General features: G+C 58.6%; 22 protein-coding genes. 6 read left to right on the forward strand and 16 right to left on the reverse strand.

The annotated features are described in order from the left end of the window. Positions 1-31: 31 nt before the first annotated feature. Genes ECL_RS19050 through ECL_RS19060 form a run of 3 tightly spaced genes read right to left on the reverse strand, consistent with a single transcriptional unit; the run spans position 32 to position 3,836 of the window. Positions 32-1,249, reverse strand: coding sequence for a TniQ family protein (locus ECL_RS19050; RefSeq protein ID WP_013087245.1), 1,218 nt, complete (start codon positions 1,247-1,249; stop codon positions 32-34). Then, positions 1,246-2,154 (reverse strand): TniB family NTP-binding protein, encoded by a 909-nt coding sequence (locus ECL_RS19055; protein WP_003465065.1) that lies wholly within the window; start codon positions 2,152-2,154, stop codon positions 1,246-1,248. The genes ECL_RS19050 and ECL_RS19055 overlap by 4 nt, the downstream gene beginning before the upstream one ends. Positions 2,155-2,156: 2 nt before the next feature. Continuing rightward, on the reverse strand, positions 2,157-3,836 hold the full coding sequence (locus ECL_RS19060) for a Mu transposase C-terminal domain-containing protein (protein ID WP_003465068.1): 1,680 nt from the start codon (positions 3,834-3,836) through the stop codon (positions 2,157-2,159). A gap of 215 nt (positions 3,837-4,051) precedes the next feature. Here ECL_RS19060 and ECL_RS19065 point away from each other — a divergent pair, with 215 nt between their 5' ends. The 5 genes from ECL_RS19065 (at position 4,052) to ECL_RS19085 (ending at position 7,033) form a co-directional block, all read left to right on the forward strand. After that, positions 4,052-4,384 carry an ArsR/SmtB family transcription factor gene (locus ECL_RS19065; RefSeq protein ID WP_000447876.1) on the forward strand — a complete coding sequence of 111 codons (333 nt, stop codon included), beginning with the start codon at positions 4,052-4,054 and terminating at the stop codon, positions 4,382-4,384. After that, complete coding sequence (gene arsH, locus ECL_RS19070; RefSeq protein WP_001239389.1) at positions 4,381-5,148, forward strand: arsenical resistance protein ArsH; 768 nt, start codon at positions 4,381-4,383, stop codon at positions 5,146-5,148. The genes ECL_RS19065 and arsH overlap by 4 nt, the downstream gene beginning before the upstream one ends. Continuing rightward, a complete protein-coding gene (locus ECL_RS19075) occupies positions 5,145-5,651 on the forward strand; it encodes an arsenate reductase ArsC (RefSeq protein WP_000140066.1) in 507 nt (168 codons plus the stop codon). Before arsH ends, ECL_RS19075 begins: the two co-directional genes overlap by 4 nt. Continuing rightward, positions 5,648-6,715: an ACR3 family arsenite efflux transporter gene (gene arsB / locus ECL_RS19080; RefSeq protein WP_001272375.1), complete on the forward strand. Its 1,068-nt coding sequence runs from the start codon at positions 5,648-5,650 to the stop codon at positions 6,713-6,715. Before ECL_RS19075 ends, arsB begins: the two co-directional genes overlap by 4 nt. A gap of 114 nt (positions 6,716-6,829) precedes the next feature. After that, positions 6,830-7,033: a hypothetical protein gene (locus ECL_RS19085; protein ID WP_000131871.1), complete on the forward strand. Its 204-nt coding sequence runs from the start codon at positions 6,830-6,832 to the stop codon at positions 7,031-7,033. Between the two features lie 36 nt (positions 7,034-7,069). Here the strand turns inward: ECL_RS19085 and ECL_RS19090 are convergent, their stop codons facing one another. The 12 genes from ECL_RS19090 to guaB form a co-directional block, all read right to left on the reverse strand. Further along, the gene (locus tag ECL_RS19090) at positions 7,070-7,294 is read right to left on the reverse strand and encodes a type I toxin-antitoxin system ptaRNA1 family toxin (protein WP_000211355.1); all 225 of its coding nucleotides are present in this window, start codon (positions 7,292-7,294) and stop codon (positions 7,070-7,072) included. A gap of 63 nt (positions 7,295-7,357) precedes the next feature. Next, positions 7,358-7,606: a hypothetical protein gene (locus ECL_RS19095; RefSeq protein ID WP_000213809.1), complete on the reverse strand. Its 249-nt coding sequence runs from the start codon at positions 7,604-7,606 to the stop codon at positions 7,358-7,360. Between the two features lie 4 nt (positions 7,607-7,610). Then, positions 7,611-9,038, reverse strand: coding sequence for a P-type conjugative transfer protein TrbL (trbL, locus tag ECL_RS19100; protein WP_001405816.1), 1,428 nt, complete (start codon positions 9,036-9,038; stop codon positions 7,611-7,613). A 10-nt stretch (positions 9,039-9,048) separates the two neighbouring features. Continuing rightward, positions 9,049-9,285 (reverse strand): entry exclusion lipoprotein TrbK, encoded by a 237-nt coding sequence (gene trbK, locus ECL_RS19105; protein WP_000718002.1) that lies wholly within the window; start codon positions 9,283-9,285, stop codon positions 9,049-9,051. Positions 9,286-9,297: 12 nt separating this feature from the next. Next, positions 9,298-10,077, reverse strand: a complete 780-nt coding sequence (gene trbJ / locus ECL_RS19110; protein ID WP_000836966.1) for a P-type conjugative transfer protein TrbJ — start codon at positions 10,075-10,077, stop codon at positions 9,298-9,300. Between the two features lie 140 nt (positions 10,078-10,217). Then, entirely contained in the window at positions 10,218-10,406 is a 189-nt protein-coding gene (locus ECL_RS19115) for a FitA-like ribbon-helix-helix domain-containing protein (RefSeq protein ID WP_000024442.1), read from the reverse strand. Positions 10,407-11,438: 1,032 nt separating this feature from the next. Next, positions 11,439-12,320, reverse strand: coding sequence for a replication protein C, IncQ-type (gene repC / locus ECL_RS19120; RefSeq protein WP_000743064.1), 882 nt, complete (start codon positions 12,318-12,320; stop codon positions 11,439-11,441). Beyond that, positions 12,307-13,119, reverse strand: coding sequence for a helicase RepA family protein (locus ECL_RS19125; protein WP_001346140.1), 813 nt, complete (start codon positions 13,117-13,119; stop codon positions 12,307-12,309). Before ECL_RS19125 ends, repC begins: the two co-directional genes overlap by 14 nt. Before the next feature lie 19 nt (positions 13,120-13,138). Further along, positions 13,139-13,360, reverse strand: a complete 222-nt coding sequence (locus tag ECL_RS19130; RefSeq protein ID WP_001179606.1) for a helix-turn-helix transcriptional regulator — start codon at positions 13,358-13,360, stop codon at positions 13,139-13,141. A gap of 147 nt (positions 13,361-13,507) precedes the next feature. Then, complete coding sequence (locus ECL_RS19135; RefSeq protein ID WP_000954590.1) at positions 13,508-14,710, reverse strand: tyrosine-type recombinase/integrase; 1,203 nt, start codon at positions 14,708-14,710, stop codon at positions 13,508-13,510. Between the two features lie 303 nt (positions 14,711-15,013). Further along, positions 15,014-16,591, reverse strand: a complete 1,578-nt coding sequence (guaA, locus tag ECL_RS19140) for a glutamine-hydrolyzing GMP synthase (RefSeq protein WP_013098264.1) — start codon at positions 16,589-16,591, stop codon at positions 15,014-15,016. 67 nt (positions 16,592-16,658) lie between these two features. Beyond that, positions 16,659-18,125: an IMP dehydrogenase gene (guaB, locus tag ECL_RS19145; RefSeq protein ID WP_013098265.1), complete on the reverse strand. Its 1,467-nt coding sequence runs from the start codon at positions 18,123-18,125 to the stop codon at positions 16,659-16,661. Positions 18,126-18,284: 159 nt separating this feature from the next. Between guaB and xseA the strand changes: the two genes are divergently transcribed. Further along, entirely contained in the window at positions 18,285-19,658 is a 1,374-nt protein-coding gene (xseA, locus tag ECL_RS19150; protein WP_013098266.1) for an exodeoxyribonuclease VII large subunit, read from the forward strand. Here the strand turns inward: xseA and ECL_RS19155 are convergent, their stop codons facing one another. Further along, the gene (locus ECL_RS19155) at positions 19,659-20,792 is read right to left on the reverse strand and encodes an MFS transporter (protein ID WP_013098267.1); all 1,134 of its coding nucleotides are present in this window, start codon (positions 20,790-20,792) and stop codon (positions 19,659-19,661) included. Positions 20,793-20,836 lie beyond the last annotated feature (44 nt).

Consider the following 20,836-nt stretch of genomic DNA (forward strand, 5'->3'; position numbering starts at 1 on the left):
TGTGACAGTGTGAGCCAGAAAGCTCTCGCCGTCAAAAACTGTCACTTAACCCGTCATTTAGTCTAAGACCTGCAAACGGCCATTCAGGCTCGTAATGTGACAAAAACTCCGGCGGGATGCCCTCCTTGGTGAACGTGGCGCGCAAACGTTCCAGGGATTCGGGGTCGCGTCGCCCGTAGGACGCCAGTGTGAACAGCAAGCGGGCCGTCTCCGGGTTGTGTCGCGCTTCAATGATGGCCTCATCGATGGCCTGGGCTGCTCGTTGCCAGTGGTTGATGGGTTCCGGCTTCGGCACCTTCGCCGGCAGGCCGTTGGTGAAACCAGTGTACGGCTCCGTCTGAAACAGCGCGGCCTGTTCCCCGCGCGGGATCAGCGCCTTTGACTCGATCAGCGTGATGGCGGTGGCCGCCGCCTCCAGCATCTGCCACTGCACCGCCGGGGCCAGAATCTCGTAGGGACGCCACAGACTCTGCCCGGCGCGCAGCGGATGGCCGCAGCGCTCCCAGACATGGCGGATGCTCGCCGAGCAACTGCCGCAGTGCGAGAGCGGCGTGTTCAGCTCATCAAGCAGGGTGCGCAGCAGCCGGAACCACAAGCCGGCGTGGACACGCCGACGCGGCAGCTCCACAAAACCCGTCGTCAGCGCCTGCCAGGTGCGCCGGTCCATGCAGGCGATTGCGTCATCGGCAGGGCGCGGCGCAGCATCGGCGATTTCCCACTGAAGATACCGGCCGGGCATGCCCCAGTAGGACTCCAGCCAGCAGCCATGCTGCGGGCAGCTCAGCATCAAGGGGAGCTGCCAGACGAGTAGCACAGCTTGATTCGTTGGATCGTTCAGACACTGCGGACACGCCCGGCGAATCGTCTGGCTCGGTAGCCAGGCACGCCAGCGAGTGATGGACCGCACCTTGCGGGTGCGCTTGGGCAGGAGCACCGCGCATTGGAATGTATAGGTTTCCAAGGCTGCTGGTACCGAATCGTCGAGACTGTCGAGCAGCCACGGCACCCAGCCTGCAAGACTCATGCTGCGCAACCGCTCCAGCTCGACGCCACTGCGCTGGCAGAGCGCCGTCAGCAACGACAAGGATGGTGCGGTATCCAGGTCATCAAGTTGGCTGTGACCAAGATCGTGGGCCAGCAGCTCGTGCACGTCCATCTGGTAGCAGGCGGCGACCCGGTTGAGCCATGAGGACAGGGCTTCGCCTTCCTTGGGTGCCGGATGCAGCGGCCAGCGCGGCGCGGACTTCACATCAGTTCCCGCTCGAACTGTCGCCGCCGCTCACTGGGGCCGATGTAGTCGGCCATGCTGAGCGTGCGGTGGTTGATCGCTTCCTCGCCACTCTCCACGGCGGCGACGGCCGCCGCCACCAGCAGATGTGCAAGCTCGCCGATGGTGCCTTCGCTCCGGGTGAGCAGGTAGCGGGCCATGTCCAGCGTGGCAATCGGGGATGGCCGCCGTAGCGGGAGTGACGCCGCGAAGCTGGCCAGCAGCGAGCAGCAGTCCTCATTGGCCTCCCACGGCGGCAGCAGCATCGGCTCGAAGCGGTTTTCCAACTGATCGTCCGAACGGATGGCCAGGTACGCCTCGCGCGTGCCGACCCCGACCAGGGGGATACGCAGCTCGTTGCCGAGGAAGCGCAGCAGGTTGAGGAACTCGCGCCGGTTAACGCTGTTGCCAGCCAGTACATTGTGCAGTTCGTCGATCACCAGCATGCGCACGCCGACCTTGCGCAGCAGGGCCAGCGCCAGTTGCTCCATTTCCGGCAGCCGTGGGCGCGGGCGCAGCGGCGCGCCCATCGCAGCCAGCAGCGCGACATAGAAGCGGATCACCGATGGCTCTGACGGCATCTGCACGACCAGCACCGGGATATGTTCTTGGTCAGCGTCGGTGCCGACCGGGTGCGCCCGCCGGAATTTCTCGACGATCATCGACTTGCCGTTGTTGGTGGGGCCGACCAGCAGCAGGTTTGGCATGCGTTGCTTGTTCGGCCACGCATACAGAGTTTCCAGCCGGTTCAGCGCCTCGACCGCGCGCGGGTAGCCGATCCAGCGGTCGGCGCGAATGCGCTGGATGCGCTCGTCTGCCGGCAGCCTGGCCAAACCCTGTGCCGCTGGCAGCAGGTGGGACAGGTCAATGACGGGATATTCGTCCACGGCTACCACTCCTCGATCTGATCGAACGGTTTGGCCGGCGGCAGGTTGTCTGCCTGCGGGTCAGCCATGTCCACATCCGGCGGTATGGGCTTGGCCGGTGGCTCCGACGTCTTGAGGTGCTGGCGGCGATCAGCGTCGCGCCGCGCCTTGCGCGTGGCCTTCTGGGCGGTGGTCACGATCTCGCGCATCTGCCCGATCATGCGGAACAGCGCCGACTCGTCCACCTGCTCGCGCCCGAGCTGACGCAATTTGGCCAGCGCCTGGCGTTGTTCCCAGAGGGTGACGGCCGGATGGGACAAGGTGCGGTAGTGGATCTCCAGATAGTGCTGACCTTCCGGTTCCAGTACCCAGATGCGGCTGATGTCGCGCGGATCGCGCCGGATCAGGAAGGCGGGCAAGCGCTCGCGCCGGGCAATCCACGGCTTGAGGGCGTCGGCGTAGTAGTGGATGTGGTCGATGACAAAGCCGGTGCGGGTCAGGGTGCGGCGGATCACCGGCAGGAAATCGACCAAAAACGCGGTGGGGCGGGTAACGACGGCCGGGACGCCAACGCGCTCCACGGCCTCGGCCCAGCGCGCGGCCGGCGGCTGGAGCAGGCCGTTGTGCACGGAGCCGTGATAGGTGCCTACCGCCAACGCGAGCCAGCGCTCCAGCTCGCGCAGCGTCAGGGTGGCCATCTTCTCGGAATCGTACTCGCCGCGCTGGCCGGGATTGGAGAAGGTCGTCCCCGGTAATTCGTCGTGGATCATCTGCATCGCCGTGCCGATGATCCGTTCCACGATGCCGCCGTAGTGCGGCTGGCCTGGTGGGCGATAGTCCAGCCGGATGCCATGCTGTTCGCAGCCACGGCGCAGCGCTTCGCTTTTGAACTCGGCCGCGTTGTCCAGATAGAGCAGCCTGGGCTTGCCGCTCATCGGCCAGTCCATTTCCACATTCAGCCCTTCCAGCCAGGGCCGCTTGTCGCAGGCGGCATGCGCGAGGCATAGGCCGACCGAGACGGCGGACGGCGCTTCCAGCGTGACCACCATGCCGAGTACGCAGCGCGTGAACACGTCGATGGCGAGGGTCAAATATGGGCGGCCAATCGGTTGCCGGTCGCGCTCGTCGACCACGATCAGGTCGATGACGGTGTGGTCGATCTGCACCTGTTCCAGCGGCATGGTGACTTCGGGCGGAATGCCACCCGCGCCTTGCAAGGGACGGGCAGCGTCCTGCCCGCCCCGGCTGCGGGCTATTTTCGCCGGATGTAGTCCGGCAATCCGCTGGGCCACGGTGTTGCGCGCCGGCACCGGCAGCTTCTGGGTTTTGCACGCCTGCGCGACTTCGCGGTGGAACGCCGCCAGGCTGCGTTTCTGCTTGGTCAGGAAGCGCTTTTGCAGCAGCTCGCGGATGATGCGCTCGACCGGTTCCGGCAAGCGCCCCTTGCCTTTGCCGCCGCCGGATCGGCCGGGCGTCAGGTCTGTTACCAGGCCAGTACCCTGCCGGGCGCGACGGATCAGGACATATACCTGTCGCCGGGACAGGCCCAGCGCTTGGGCTGCCTCATCGGCGGCTTCATGCCCGACCACCTCAAGCGCTGCCAGTGGCCCGATGATTTCCGTCCGGTGCCGGGCTTGCGCCCATGCCTCGTCGGGCAGGGTGGCCACGCCTTGCGCGGCAATCGGTGGAGTGTCTGATGTCATGCCCAAACCTCGCTTTGGTGCACACGAGTATTGAGCATAGTCGAGATTGGTGCAGACGACTCCTGATATTGGGCTGTCAGGAGCCGTATGCACACCAGGCGTTACATCCAGTCAGATGGTGCGGTCGTCTTCTGAAAACGACAAATGCGCCTAGCTCATTTTTACAGCTTAAATGAGCTATTGAGCACACTCCATATTTCGACTATTATTGAAACATGGAAACGATAAATGCTGTAGCCGCCCTGGCGGCCATCGCTCAAGAATCGCGCCTCGCGGTGTTCCGGCTTCTCGTCCAGGCCGGCCCCGCCGGCATGGCCGCCGGAAAAATCAGCGAAGCGGCCGGCATCCCGCCGTCTTCGCTATCCTTCCACCTGAAAGAGCTGGCACACGCCGGCATGGTCACGTCGCGGCAAGAAGGCCGATTTGTGATCTACGAGGCGAACTTTTCGACGGCCACTAACCTGGTGGCCTTTCTCACGGAAAACTGCTGCGGCGGCCAGGTGTGCAACCTGTCTTGCACCACGGAAGCCGGGAAGGTGTTGGCATGAGACTTCGCCATCTTTCCGACCCCGATTCTTTGCCCGCTTTGGACAAATCCTTTGCCATCGAGCGCCCGGCGCTCGGGCTGGCACCCGACGCCCCGCCGGTGCGTATCCTGCTGCTGTATGGCTCGCTGCGCGCCCGCTCGTTCTCACGGCTGGCCGTCGAGGAAGCGGCCCGGCTGCTGCAATTCTTTGGCGCAGAAACACGCATCTTCGACCCGTCCGATTTGCCGTTGCCCGATCAAGTGCAAAGCGACGATCACCCGGCCGTCAAGGAGCTGCGCGCCCTGTCCGAGTGGTCAGAGGGACAAGTCTGGTGCAGCCCGGAACGCCACGGTCAGATTACCAGTGTCATGAAGGCGCAGATTGACCATCTGCCGCTTGAAATGGCCGGCATCCGGCCGACCCAAGGCCGCACCCTGGCCGTGATGCAGGTATCCGGCGGCTCGCAGAGCTTCAACGCCGTGAACACCTTGCGTCTGCTCGGCCGCTGGATGCGAATGTTCACCATTCCGAACCAGTCGAGTATCGCCAAAGCGTTCCAAGAGTTCGACGCGGCGGGCCGCATGAAGCCCTCGCCGTACTACGACCGAATAGCCGATGTGATGGAAGAACTGGTGCGCTTCACGGCGCTGGTACGGCCGCACCGTGAAGCACTGACAGACCGCTATTCCGAACGGAAAGCGGCCGGCCACGTCATCGACGAGGCCACCGATCTTTCATCCATCGCCATTGCTCCCCAGCCACTACCAGAAAGCGAAACATCATGACCGAAAGAATCTATAACGTCCTCATCCTCTGCACCGGCAATTCGGCGCGCAGCATCATGGCCGAAGCTCTCATCAACACGATGGGGCAAGGGCGCTTCCGCGCCTACAGCGCCGGCAGTCACCCAACCGGCAAGGTCAATCCCTTCGCCGTCGAAAAGGTGGAGTCGGTGAATTACCCGACCGAGAATCTGCGCAGCAAGAGCTGGGACGAGTACGCCACGCCCGACGCACCGAAGATGGACTTCATCATCACCGTCTGCGACAACGCCGCCGGCGAAATGTGTCCGGTGTGGCCTGGTCAGCCGATCTCGGCGCATTGGGGATTTGAAGACCCGGCCGCCGTCGAAGGCACTGACGCCGAGAAGCGCCGGGCCTTCGAACAAACCTTCCGGCACATGATGAACCGCGTCCGCCTGTTCGTGAATCTGCCTCTCAAAATGCTTGACCAGACGGCCATCAAGCGCGAGCTGGCGAACATCGGCAAGACCGAGCAGGAAGCATGAGCGCCGGCGCACAGGCCATCGCCGCGAAGCCGCGCCAGGCCCCGATGAGCGGCTTCGAGCGTTACCTGACGCTGTGGGTGGCCCTGTGCATCGTCGCCGGTGTTGCGCTCGGCCAGGGCCTTCCTGACGTGTTCCAGGCCATAGGCCGCATGGAAGTGGCCCAGGTCAATTTGCCGGTGGGCCTGCTGATTTGGGTAATGATCGTCCCGATGCTGGTCAAGATCGACTTCGGGGCGCTGCACCAGGTCAAAGAGCATTGGCGCGGCATCGGCGTCACGCTGTTCGTGAATTGGGCCGTCAAGCCATTCTCGATGGCCCTGCTGGGGTGGCTGTTCATCCGACAAGTGTTCGCTCCGTTCCTGCCGGCCGATCAACTGGACAGCTACATCGCGGGCTTGATCTTGCTGGCCGCCGCGCCCTGCACGGCAATGGTGTTCGTGTGGAGCCGCCTTACCAACGGCGACCCGCTTTTCACGCTCTCGCAAGTGGCTCTGAACGACGCCATCATGATCGTGGCCTTCGCGCCCATCGTCGGCCTGCTGCTGGGCATGTCCTCGATCTCGGTGCCTTGGGACACGCTGCTGATTTCGGTCGTGCTCTACATCATCGTGCCGGTGATCCTGGCGCAGCTCTTGCGGCGGCATCTGCTCAAGCAAGGACAGGCCGCCTTTGAACGGGCCATGCAGAAGATCGGGCCGTGGTCGATGGCCGCGCTGCTGCTGACGTTGGTTCTACTGTTCGCCTTCCAGGGCGAGGCCATCATCCGGCAGCCGTTAGTGATCGCCATGCTAGCCGTGCCGATCTTGATTCAAGTGTTCTTCAATTCCGGGTTAGCCTACTGGCTGAACAAGCGGGCGGGGGAAAAGCACTCTGTCGCCTGTCCTTCGGCCCTGATCGGTGCCAGCAACTTCTTCGAGCTGGCCGTGGCGGCCGCCATCAGCTTGTTCGGTCTGCACTCCGGCGCTGCATTGGCAACCGTGGTCGGCGTCCTGGTCGAAGTGCCGGTGATGCTGCTGGTCGTGCGCGTGGTGAATCGCTCGAAGAGCTGGTACGAACGAGGTTGAACATGAGTAGGAAAAAACTGAGGAAATGATTGCAGATTGCCGCGCCGGCCGCTTCCTGGCGCATTCGATCACTGACCTGGAACACCTAGTATCCATGCTTGCTGAGGTCGCCCGATGACAGACCCAAAGAACCTAGAGAACAGGCTGCATGAGAAGGCCGACCCGGCCCGCGCCGTTTCCACTGGTCGGGTGCGCTACACACTGGCCGAACTACTGGCCGACGCGGAAGCATCCGGGGCTTACCCGCTGCCGCCGGAGGAACGCGAATGGATGGATGCGCCGTCTGTGGGTCGGGAATGGCCAAACAGTGAAGATTGAAAAAGGCGGCCAGTTCGAGTGGCCGCCCTTTCGTCATTAGCTGCACGCTTGGCGCAAGGCGTTCATTGCTTCTTGAAAATCAGCCTGTGTCGCCCGGCCCGTTTCAGCTTGGTAGTACACCACCATAAAAGCATTAGCGACGGCTTCGGCCAATGGCCCAAGGCTCCGCGCTTCCGCTTGGTTGATGTACTCCAAAGAAGAAAGAATAGCCGCTGCTTGATGCACTGCTTGCCCTGGTTCGATAATATGTTGTGTTGTCATAATTCACCTCTCCAGTAGGTGTTGATTGAAAGTGCCGGGCTGGTTGTGGCCAGCCCGGTGCGCCTACAGGTACAGCCCCGCCGCCTCCGCGAATGCTGACCGCTCATTCCTGCCGCCATTAACCTCAATACTTATCGGCTTAGTTTCGCTCTCTCTCATAGGGTCTGGCCGTGATACAAAAGCGGCTGTTTCTGTCTCTGCATCGACCTCGGTCGATTGATCACCCAGCGGCGAAATAAATACCTGGCTGACTTCTTCCCTTGGCGCTTCATCCAGGGCCGCCAATGCGGCCATGTATGTTGATGTCGTCATCGTGCTAACTCCTGACTTCGTTACTATCTGGGCCAGAATCGGCGCCCAAGCTATTGCCCTCGAACTGGCCAGATTGGCTTGCTTCTTTCGGCTCCATGCTTTCGCGTATCGAAGCAGCCAGTTTTCCGCCTGTGGTTTCGCTCACTCGCTCCTGGAATCCCTGCTTCACTTGAGAGCCGACACCCTTGGCTAACTCGGAGGCCGTGCCTGTGGCCAGCTTCGCGGCCTTGGCAAAGCCGCCACCGCTTGAGCTACTGCCGCTGTCACCAAAGCCAGCCGCTTGGGCGAATGGGCTACTGCCAGCAGTACCCGCTTCACCACCACCGTTTCCGCCACTGCTGACAACTGACCCCATGCTGGACATGTCACCGCCGGTTTCCATACTCGCTGATGCTTTCTGAAAAGCCGCTTGGAGTGCACTTGCACCTCCGGCTGCACCGGCTGCGGCACCCATAACCGCTTTACCTGCCAGGGCAGCGCCGCCAGTTGCCATACTGGCCGCCGTCACCGCCGCCCCAACTGCCGCACCCGCACCGAAGTTTCCAATTCCACCGGCTGCGCCAATACCACCACCAGACACAAGACCAGAAATCATCGGCGGAACTTTGTTGACCAAGAAAAGCAAGATGACCGATATAACCAACATCACGGCCAGTTCCTGGGATGCCATGTTCTCGCTGATTTGCGTGTAGTAGTGATTGATGAACTCTTTGCCAATCGCAACCAGAAGCACCATTGCCATAAGCTGTGCGGCCAGGCCCAGCACGGTCTTGTAGTAATTGATCGCCATGTCGGAAGTCCAACGACTTCCACCAAAGCCAAGGAAGAACACACCGGCATACAACAGAATCCAGGCTGATGCGAGCAACAGCAACAGGTTGACCGCAATCAACGCCAGGACAAACAAAACAGCCAGGGCCATTAGCTCCATGACCAGAGCAGTTGCCATCTGCCGCCATCCCAGCTCCGAGGTGGCCTGTACTGTGCGGTTGTATAACTCGAAACCAAGATCAAGGATGCTGGAGGGCCCAAGATTGCTATTGGAAAGTCCCCCCGCCTGCGCGCCCAGAGTTTGCAATGACTGAACAATCGTACCGGCGATATTCATGCCCTGGTTCGCATTCGTCAGCAACCACCAGAAAAAGCCGGTGAAGATCGTGAAGCGAACGAACTCCGCGAAGAACTCGCCAATGTCGGCCTTGCGCAAAGCCATCATGCCGAATGTCCAGACCATCGAAATCACAACCAGCGTCCAGAACAAACGCGATGCAGCGGACTCAATAGCTGGCCCCCATGTTGCGGCAGCATCATGAAAACGCTTGAGCACATCATTCATAACACCGCTGCTACTTAGCTCCTGCGCCATTGCAGGTTCAGCCAGCACCATTGTGGCGACCATCATCAAGCCACCTAGAGCAATTTTCTTTCTCATGGCGACCACCTCAATAATCATCTTTAGGGCTGGGCTTGAACTCCCACTGACGCATCTGCTTGGCCTTCTGGAATGCTCTGCATTCCTCGGTAAAGGCCTCTCGGTTCGCTTCGCTGCGCATTTCATTCAGTGCTGCCTGGAACGCATCGGGGGCACACGTCGCCGCATTTGGTTCGGGCATCCTTTCCTGTTCACATCCAGCCAACAACAGCAACGTAGCCGCGGTAGTAAAAAAGATTTTTTTCATCTCACCGCCTCCCTAGTAGTTGTCTGCCGGACTCGGGCGAAACGTCCAGGTACGCATTTGCTCGGCCCTGGCATCACCTCGCGCCTCGGCATCGAGTTCTGCTGCAATCCGGGCTGCCTCCGCGTTGTGTTGGGCGGTCAACATGGTGCGAATCTGCAAGAGCTGATTGGCCTGCTGGCTGGCGAGCTGGTTGGCGTAGCCGATGGCCTGTAGCTGGCCAGTTGCACCCTGGGCCGCGCCTTGCAGCCGCTCCAGGGTACGGGCGTCATCCTTCAAAGCCTTTTGCTGGTCGGCAACGGTCTGGAACAGGGCATCGTTGGCCTTCTTTTGCGACTCTGACGCCAGGCGGCGGTTCTCTTCCATCGCTGCCTTTTCGGCCGGCGTGCATCCGCCGCTGCCGTTGAAGCATGGCGAGCTGCGGTAATAGGCCACGTCCTGAAACTTGGCCAGGTAACGATCCAGGCTGCCTAGCTGGTTCTCGTAATAGGCCAGCGTGTTTTGCGCGGCAATCAGCCGGTTGATCGTAGTCTGCGCCTGATCCCAGATATACGCGGCTGGGGCCATCGTGTTCTGGAGCTGATTTTCGTACTGCTGCAACTGGGTCTGGTACTGCTCAATCTGCTTGAGCGTCTGCGCCACCGACTCGATGGCCGTCATGATGTTCTGGGCCAGGTTGCCGCCGTCGATGACGGGGATACCAGCTTGCACAGGGGCGGTGGTAGTGGTGATAAAGCCGGTTGCGAGTGCAACGGCTAGAGCGGTTTTTTTAGCCGCTAAAATTTTGGACTTCATGGTCGTACTCCGTCGATGAAAAGAAGGCATTGCCTTGACCAAGCGTTGTGCTTGTTCTCGGCAACGTTTCATCGAAGAGCTACGCCACTAGCTGATCGGTATTGCCCTTGGCGCTGAGGCCCGGACTTACAAACGTAAAACTACTCTGTTTTTTTATCGCTTTCGGACAAGCCAACTTCCCGGCCAATCTCTTCAAGCTCTAGCGGCTGTACTGCCGCCGTCAGTATTTCGCGTATTTCCGCGTCGGTGCTCCTATCGTTGAGCGCTGCTCGAACTTTCAACGCACGGTGCACCTCGGCGGGTAAATTCCTGATAAGCACATTTGCCATATCAATACCCTTTTGGTGTACCCGACAACCATGCTATCAAAGATATTAAAAATAGCAAGACCTATACTCTTGCAACCGGCGGTAGCCGATCAGCCCCGCAGGGCAGGATTCCCGTTGAGTGCCCCCGGCGCGAATAAGGGACAGTGAAGATAGATAACCGGCTTGCCGGTTAGCTAACTTCACCCATCCTGCCCGCATTTCACCCACTATTGAAAATCTAGCGCATATCGAACGTAAAGCGTTTTATCGTCAAACAAACACCGATTCTTGGCAACATAACCGTAATCGTCACCAAATCGGCCTGCAATCGACATAGTCGCTTCAAAATCGCTGCTCAATCGGCTTTAAATCGGAACCTAAAATGCCAACAATCGACACAAACCATTCGCCCCGATGGGGCGAGTTGGACGCCAAAAAAGAAGGGCATAACCCGCCCCTCAAGTGTCAATGAACACAAGAAATTTGCCTCCCCTCCCGTCATACCACTAAGGCGACGTATTGATACTTGAGGGGCAACCTTTCCTGATGTTGACACCTTCACGCAGGTTACTGGTTATGGGCGTCCAACACACACGGCTCATTCCTGCTTGGTAATAATAAGAATAATAATCTTCTTATTATTCTTACCGAACGAATGGGCACTGCTTAGCCATTTCACGTTTCGAGCCAAGGTTTCAGTACAGATAACTACAAGTGCACACAGCGGCCCTCCAGCACCGTTAGACGCAGATTCTGCTTCAGCTCATGGAATAAGGGACTCCGGGTTGTTTTCCCCTCTCACAAGGCGTTTCAGCGGCCACTGAAGCCGCCTTCTCTTCTTGGCGTTAAACCATCGGCCTATGGCCGATTGATAAAGCCCGCCAGGGCTTTATTGGCAAGGTCAGAACGCGCCCTCAAGGCGCGAGCTGCACCGCGCATGATGGATTATCTTTAGATAATCTTGGATGGATTTCCCAAACTGCCCGCAAAGCAGCGCACCGTCTGGGTTTTCCAAATTGGGACGGGGAACGTTACGACGGCAGAAGGGGAGCGTTACGACGGTAACAAGGGAACGTTACGACGGTAAACGGGTGCAGTTGCCGTGGGGCCAGGCCTCTTGATCTCCCATTTTCCCTTGGCGTATTCGTTCACTACCCAACCCACGGCGGCAAGTTCGGCCAGTGCCTTCCGGGCAGTCTGACGGCGTTTTTTCATAGCTTCGGCATTGGCTTCATCTGGCCAGACATAGCCGCAAAGCGTGTCCAGTTCCACGCGCCCGGATTTGCCGGGGTCGATCCAGCCGCATAGCCGTTGGTGCATCAGCCGTGCCGGATCAGTCTGTAGCACCCGCACTTCCGCCATGTCGATACGGGCATATGGACGATGCCCCAGGATCGCTTCGGCAATACGCGGATTCAGGGCAACCCATAGCCTGCCGTCCGTCTCGTCAAAAGCATGACTCATCAGGTGGAACGCGGCTTGCCGCCGTCCCTTCGTCACAAGGATGGTGACGTTCGACATGCGCAGCAGGCTGGCTTTGAGCGCCTTGATGTTGTCGCCGCTATCCGTCATGCCCGTTTCTGAGAGCAGTTTGGTCAGGCTCTCACGAACCACCAAGCCGTCTTGCTCAATGGCTTCGAAACGGGGTTCAAGGAATAGCCGTAGCTGTCGCCCCGTCTCACTGGTCGGTTCCGGGGTTAGCAAGATGCCGTTCGGGCCGCCAAGGGCCACGATGCCTTGCAAAAGACGCATATCATCGGCCCCGAGAGGTTCGAATCCGACGAAACGCATGGATTCGTCCTCGCCAAAGGTGTAGGTCACGTCCAGCTTGCAGCGTTTGCGATCGCCACGCTTGAGGCTGCGGAACAGGCCAGGTGCCAAACAGTGCGCGGGATCATGTCGGACGTGGGTCAGGTCATGCTTAGGCTTCTTCACGCTGTCTCCTTTTCACCTTGCACTGCCGCTCCAGTACAGCAGGCTTCAACACGCCGCCGTCGTGCCGTCTAAACCAGAGTTCTTGAAAAGGTGCGCCATAGTTGGCCTTGCTGACGCCAAAGCGGACAAAATACCCACGCTGACAATCATCGACCCCCAGTATCTCGGCCTCGCCTTGCGTCATGCCGGATAGGTACGATTGCCAACGGATGTTATCAACCAGTACGGACGATCCACGACTGGCCTGCTGTTGATCGCCCGACCCCATCATGGCTGCGCTTTTACTCGCGTGGTGCAGAAACACAATGGAGCAGCCTGTATCAGCGGCTATGGCCTCCATGTGCCCAACAACCTGCGCCATCGGCCCGCTAGCGTTCTCCTCCTCAATGTGGAAGCGCCGCAAAGTGTCCAAGATCATCAAGCGACGACCTTCAGCGGCTCGTTTGAGAGCATCGAACCAGCTAGCAGCCATGATGTTTGGGCATTTACCGATCAAGGGTTCAATGAGCAAACCATCAGCCACGGCTTGCCGTTCCGCTGCGCTGAGGTGTGCCCCAAGGGCGTGCAGACGATGGTGAATAGCGGCCGGTGGATCTTCAGCAGGCAGATAGACCACTTGCCCGGTGGGAAACTCGCCTATTTCAAGTAAATCAGGCCCGCCTGCAATCTGTGCAGCCAATTGAAGGGCCAACATGGATTTACCAGCCCCACCAGGCGACACAAGAGCACCAACAGTGCCAGCAACCATATTAGGCAGAACATAATCAATGGGTGGCGGCAATTCCGTGAAAGCCGCCATAAGATCAAGAGCCATATAACTAGCCCTCTATAGGGCCAGGTCGCGCAGCTTGATCACCCGATGATTTACGTGCCTCAATCCACTCTTCGACCTCTGACAAATCCCAGGCGACATTTCTACTGGTTAACGCGATACGGCGTGGAAAATCCCCTCGCTGCTCCAGGTTATAAATTGTTCGTGTCGAAAGCGGGATCATCTCCAGGAGCTTCTTCCTGTTGATGAGGGTCTTTATATTTTGCATGGGTCAATACCTCTCAAATGAATAGTTGCTATTCATCGAGTAGCTGCGCGAAGCAGCTAATCGGTAATTGACCTGCCCGATGCCAATGGCGGCCTTATTTATAAATTCACGGCATCAACTTCAATGCTATCAAAGATAGCAAAAACATCAACCCTTACTGCCTCCCGAAGTCCACTCATCAATCATATCGGCCCAATCCTGCAACATCGCCGCCCGCTGCTCGCGGTACTCAGCCTTGTTGTAGACAGCCCTCACGCCCTTCTGCTCGTGCGCCAGGCACTTCTCGATCCAGTCGGTGTTGTAGCCGGCCTCATGCAACAGCGTGCTGGCTGTGCGCCGCAAATCATGCGGTCCGAACTTGGTAAGTGACTTCCCATCTTTCTGCGCCGCCTTGTAAGTCAGCGTCAGCACCTGGTTAAGTGTGGCAGCGCTCATCGGCGCATCCGAGTCGTACCGTGATGGCAAAACGAAGTCGGAACCACCGGCAAAGGTTTTCATGGCAATGAAAATATCCAGAGCCTGCTGGGACAGAAATACCAGGTGCGGGTTACGGCGTTTCATCCGCTCCTTTGGAATCGTCCACAACGCTTCGCTGAAATTGATCTCGCTCCAGGTCGCATTGGTCAGCTCGCTCTTGCGCACCATCGTCAGCAATAACAGCTTGGCCGCCGCACGGTTTGTTGGGCTTGTGCCCACTCGCTCCATGTACTGGTACATCAGCCCAATTTCTTCTGGCGTCAACGCTCGGTCACGTGGCTCGAATCGAGCGATGCTTGTTGGGCGCACCAGTTCTGCCGGGTTTTCGACCTTCTGCCCACGCTCGATGGCCCAGCGAAATACCTGCAACACGATTTCACGCACATGAACGGCGGTGGCCGGTGCGCCTCGCTCAACAATGGCATCAGCCAGCGCCCGCAAGTCTTCGTGGGTGATCTCCACCAGCTTCTGATTGCTGAATTTCGGCTTCAGCTCACGCTCATAAACCGAGCGGCGCATATCGCGGGTGGAGTCGGCCATCTGGTAGCCACGCAGCCACTTCTCCGCCCAGGCACCGAACGTCTCTGCATCTTTCACCCGCGCCTTGTCTCGGGCTTTCTCCTTGGCCGGCGACTTGCCCGCCGCAACCATCTTCTTGGCGTCACCCAACAGCTCGCGGGCTTCGGCCAGGGTGATGCCACCGACACCATAACGCCCAAAGGTGATGGTCTCCTGCCGACCGTTGATTGAGTAGTTGTAACGGAACGAGATGGAGCCGGCTGGAGTCACTGCCACATAGAGACCTTCCCGGTCATTCACTTTGTAGAGTTTGTCCCTGGGCTTGAGATTGCGCAGCTTGGTATCGGTCAGCATGTACCTTGTCCTTCTTCGTCTCCGATACCATGCTGAAAAAATCTCGAATTTATCGTATTTTTCTTACGAAACAGTAACTTATAGAATATTAATACCATGAACACACAAAAGAACGCAGCATGGTATCGGCATCAATCATGGCATCGCCAAACCATAATACCAGCTTTAATGCCATGCTCAAACGGTGCTTGGCGCTTCCTCCCGTTGCCAGATCGTGCCAAACACAAACAAAAAAAAGCCCGCAATTACGCGGGCTTAGCGGCATTTCATGCCATCAGGTGCCTGGCTGTGCCAGACGCGGAATCATTCCCACTCAATCGTAGCCGGTGGCTTACCGCTGATGTCATACACCACGCGGGAAATACCGTTCACTTCGTTGATGATGCGGTTAGACACACGGCCTAAGAAGTCATACGGCAGGTGCGCCCAGTGCGCGGTCATGAAGTCGATGGTTTCCACCGCACGCAGGGAAACAACCCAGTCGTACTTACGGCCATCGCCCATAACGCCGACGGAGCGAACTGGCAGGAACACGGTGAACGCCTGGCTCACTTTGTTATACAGGTCAGCTTTGTGCAGCTCTTCGATGAAGATAGCATCCGCGCGACGCAGCAGGTCGCAGTACTCTTTCTTCACTTCGCCCAGCACACGCACGCCCAGACCCGGACCCGGGAACGGGTGACGGTAGAGCATATCGTACGGCAGACCCAGTTCCAGACCGATCTTACGCACTTCGTCTTTGAACAGCTCACGCAGCGGTTCAACCAGACCCATCTTCATCTCTTTCGGCAGGCCGCCCACGTTGTGGTGAGATTTGATGACGTGTGCTTTACCGGTTGCGGATGCCGCAGACTCGATCACGTCAGGGTAGATTGTGCCCTGTGCCAGCCACTTCACGTCTTCCAGCTTCAGCGCTTCTTCGTCGAACACTTCCACGAAGACGCGGCCGATGATCTTACGTTTGGCTTCCGGATCGTTGACACCGGCCAGCGCGTCCAGGAAGCGCTGTTCGCCTTCCACATGAACGATGTTCAGACCGAAGTGGTCACCAAACATGTCCATGACCTGCTGGGCTTCATTCAGACGCAGCAGACCGTTGTCCACGAATACGCAGGTCAGGTTTTTACCGATAGCGCGGTGCAGCAGCATCGCGGTTACGGAGGAGTCAACGCCACCGGACAGGCCGAGAATGACTTTGTCATCGCCAACCTGCTGACGGATACGCTCAACGGCGTCGTCGATGATTTTAGCCGGGGTCCACAGGGCTTCACACTGGCAGATATCGCGCACAAAGCGCTCCAGCATGCGCATACCCTGACGGGTGTGGGTCACTTCCGGGTGGAACTGCACGCCGTAGAAGCGTTTCTCTTCGTTCGCCATAATCGCGAACGGGCAGCTTTCGGTGCTGGCAACGGTCACGAAGTCGGACGGGATAGCGGTCACTTTATCGCCGTGGCTCATCCACACGTCCAGCAGCGGTTTGCCGTCTGCGGTCAGGGAGTCTTCGATACCGCGCACCAGCGCGCTGTCGTTCACCACTTCAACCTGTGCATAGCCAAACTCACGCTCGTTAGAGCCTTCTACGTGGCCGCCCAGCTGCATTGCCATGGTCTGCATACCGTAGCAGACGCCGAATACCGGCACGCCCGCTTCGAAAACGTACTGCGGTGCGCGCGGGCTGTTCTCTTCGGTGGTGCTTTCCGGGCCGCCGGACAGGATAATGCCGCTTGGATTGAATTCGCGAATCTGTGCTTCCGTGACATCCCACGCCCACAGTTCACAGTAAACGCCCAGCTCACGCACGCGACGCGCCACCAGCTGAGTGTACTGAGAACCAAAGTCCAGGATGAGAATGCGATGTTTATGAATGTTTTCCGTCATTGACGCTAATTCCGAGGCAAGTGAAACAAAAACAGAGCGCCCGGCATGAGCCGGGCGCGGAAACTTATCAGGAGCCCAGACGGTAGTTCGGGGACTCTTTGGTGATCGTCACGTCGTGAACGTGGCTCTCCTGGATACCCGCACCGCTGATGCGTACGAATTCCGCTTTAGTACGCAGCAGGTCAATGGTACCACAGCCGGTCAGACCCATACAGGAGCGCAGGCCGCCCATCTGCTGGTGAATGATCTCTTTCAGACGGCCTTTATAGGCAACGCGACCTTCGATACCTTCCGGCACCAGTTTGTCAGCGGCGTTATCGGTCTGGAAGTAACGGTCAGAAGAACCTTTGGACATCGCGCCCAGAGAGCCCATACCGCGGTAAGATTTGTAAGAACGGCCCTGGTAGAGTTCGATTTCACCCGGGGATTCTTCAGTCCCTGCCAGCATGGAGCCAACCATCACCGCGGAAGCACCTGCGGCGATCGCCTTAGCGATGTCGCCAGAGAAGCGGATACCGCCGTCTGCGATGACCGGAATACCGGTGCCTTCCAGCGCTTCAACCGCGTCAGAAACCGCAGTGATCTGCGGAACACCTACACCGGTCACGATACGGGTTGTACAGATGGAGCCTGGGCCGATACCCACTTTCACCGCGCTGCAACCGGCGTCAGCCAGCGCGCGAGCACCTGCGCCCGTCGCCACGTTACCGCCGATGATCTGCAGATCAGGGTATTTCGCACGGGTGTCGCGAATACGTTGCAGAACGCCTTCGGAGTGGCCGTGAGAGGAGTCAATCAGCAGCACGTCAACGCCTGCGGCAACCAGCGCATCAACACGCTCTTCGTTACCGGCACCTGCGCCAACCGCAGCGCCTACGCGCAGACGGCCATGCTCGTCTTTACAGGCGTTAGGTTTACGTTCTGCTTTCTGGAAGTCTTTAACGGTGATCATACCGCGCAGGTGGAAGTTCGCATCCACAACCAGCGCTTTCTCAACGCGTTTTTCGTGCATTTTTGCGAAGACGACATCACGCGCTTCACCTTCACGCACGGTCACCAGACGCTCTTTTGGCGTCATATATACGCTAACCGGCTGGTTCAGGTCGGTCACGAAACGCACGTCACGGCCGGTGATGATACCCACCAGCTCGTTCTCTTCGGTCACCACCGGGTAACCGGCAAAGCCGTTACGTTCGGTCAGGGCTTTCACTTCGTGCAGGGTGGTGGTTGGCAGAACGGTCTGTGGATCGGATACGATGCCGGATTCATGCTTCTTCACGCGGCGAACTTCTTCCGCCTGACGCTCGATAGACATGTTTTTGTGAATAAAGCCAATGCCACCTTCCTGTGCCAGGGCAATAGCCAGGCGCGCTTCAGTCACGGTGTCCATTGCCGCAGAGAGCATAGGAATGTTCAGGCGAATGGTTTTCGTCAACTGCGTGCTGAGATCGGCAGTATTCGGCAGAACGGTGGAGTGAGCGGGAACGAGGAGGACGTCGTCAAACGTCAGTGCTTCTTTAGCGATACGTAGCATGGGCAATATCTCTGACCTGGGTGGTTAAATATTGCCGTGGCATTATACAGAGCGTAACCGATTGCATCCACACTTTTTTATAAAAAAACCTTGCACTCCCCTCTCAGCAGGTTACTATCGACTGAATAACTTGCTGATTTAGAATTTGATCCCGCTCACATGTTATCCTCTCAATCCCCCTCAATTTATACTGTCAGCCGCCTGAATCAGACGGTGCGTTTGCTGCTTGAGCAGGAAATGGGGCAGGTCTGGATCAGCGGCGAGATCTCTAACTTCACGCAGCCCGCTTCCGGCCACTGGTACTTTACGTTAAAAGACGACACCGCCCAGGTGCGCTGCGCCATGTTCCGCAACAGCAACCGCCGCGTGACGTTTCGTCCTCAGCATGGCCAGCAGGTGCTGGTGCGCGCCAATATCACATTGTATGAACCGCGCGGCGACTACCAGATTATCGTCGAGAGCATGCAACCTGCGGGCGAAGGCTTACTCCAGCAGAAGTATGAACAGCTTAAGGCTGCGCTTTCGCAAGAGGGGTTGTTCGACCAGCAGTATAAAAAGCCCCTGCCCTCACCAGCCCACTGCGTTGGGGTGATCACGTCGAAAACCGGTGCCGCGCTGCACGATATTTTGCACGTCCTCAAGCGTCGCGATCCTTCCCTGCCCGTTATCATCTACCCGACCGCTGTTCAGGGTGACGATGCACCAGGCCAGATTGTGCGTGCCATTGAGCTGGCGAACGCGCGTCAGGAGTGCGACGTATTAATCGTTGGGCGTGGCGGCGGCTCGCTGGAAGATTTGTGGAGCTTCAACGACGAGCGCGTGGCACGGGCGATTTTTGCGAGTGCTATTCCCATCGTGAGTGCGGTCGGGCATGAAACGGATGTGACGATAGCCGATTTCGTTGCGGATTTACGTGCGCCTACGCCGTCTGCTGCGGCAGAAGTGGTGAGCCGCAATCAGCTGGAGCTGCTGCGTCAGATCCAGAACTGCCAGCAGCGCCTGGAGATGGCGATGGACTACTTCCTCGCTAACCGTACCCGCCGCTTTACCCAGCTTCATCACCGCCTGCAGCAGCAGCATCCACAGCTTCGCCTTGCGCGTCAGCAAACCGTGCTGGAGCGTCTGCGCCAGCGGATGAACTTCGCGCTGGATAATCAGCTCAAGCGCGCGATGTCGCGTCAGCAGCGCGTGACGCAGCGCCTGAACCAGCAAAACCCGCAGCCGAGAATTTACCGCGCACAAACGCGCATTCAGCAACTGGAGTATCGTCTGGCAGAAACTGTCCGGGCACGACTTAGCACCACCCGCGAACGCTTTGGCAATGCGGTGACCCATCTTGAAGCGGTTAGCCCACTTTCTACCCTGGCACGCGGCTATAGTGTTACCACCGCCACTGACGGCAAAGTGCTGAAGCAAACCAAACAGGTGAAAGCCGGAGACGTGCTGACCACCCGTCTGTCGGACGGCTGGGTGGAAAGCGAAGTGAAAGGCGTGATGTCGGTAAAAAAACCTCGCGCCCGTAAAAAGGCGTAATCAGCGATGGCTCTCTGGCGTGACGGCTAGCATCAGCCAGGACATGCCTGAAAAAATCGCCAGCGCAGCCACTGCGCTCGTTAACCCCAGAAGCAGGCCAAAAAGGATAGCCCCCACAACCTGCCCACCTGCCAGCATCAGAAAGGCCAGGCTGACTCCAGCCGCAGGTGAAGGATGTGCGATCTCTGCCCCCTTCACCAGCAATACCCCCGACAAAATCACATACCCCGCGCCGCTCATGGCCACTGCCGGAATAAGCCACCAGGAGAAACCGTGGCTTACTGTCAGAACCGCCAGAGAAATGGCCATGAAGATCTGGGATAAACGATAGACCCCCCGCATGCCGATACGCCTTGCCATACTTCCGGTAAATATGGCAATAATCCCCGCCCCGCCGCTTATCAGCCAGAGAATATTGGTCGCTGCGCTATCCAGCTCCGTGTGACGCATAAGTATTTCCGGGCCAAAGCTCCACCATGCGGCGCTGGCCATACCGCTGATAAAGGCAATCCCCAGCAGCCGAAACATGCCGGGTTTGCGTACGATAGATAGCACCTTTGGCGTTGACTCACGGGATTTCGCCGCAGATGACGGCAGATACCGCCACAAAGCCGGCAGGCACAGCAGCGCCATAATGGCGAACACAACACAGGCTGCCCGCCAGCCCCCGGGCATGAAAAACAGAACGGGCACCGAGAGAATGATCCCACCGCTCGTTCCGGCATTGATGGTGGTATTCACATGGAGCTGACGGTCAGGGGCGATCCTGTCATTAACCGCCCCGGCAAGGGCCGGTGAGGCCAGGCCGGAGCTCAGCCCGGCAATAAATAAACCTGTCGCCAGCATCGTTGAATGTGCCGAAGTCGCGAGAATGAACAACCCCGCGGCGGCGGCGATGGCCGCCAGCAAGGCGGGCAAACGAGGCCCTACGCGCGCAATAAGGTATGAGGCCATAAATATCGACATGCAATACGCCGCATAACTACAGGAGGCTATAAACCCCGCCACCTGCGGGGTGAAAGGGATAGCCTGGCGGATATCAGGCAGCATCAGGCCCCACGAAAACCTTGCCATACCATAGGTCACCGCGATGATTGAAAACCCGGTTATGCTCAGCGAAGTCTGCCTGTTCATTACGCTCCTCTTAGTTAATGCCGTTTAAAAAACCTAAACGGTGG

Origin of the sequence: Enterobacter cloacae subsp. cloacae ATCC 13047, from assembly GCF_000025565.1 — a bacterium.
Classification (GTDB): domain Bacteria; phylum Pseudomonadota; class Gammaproteobacteria; order Enterobacterales; family Enterobacteriaceae; genus Enterobacter; species Enterobacter cloacae.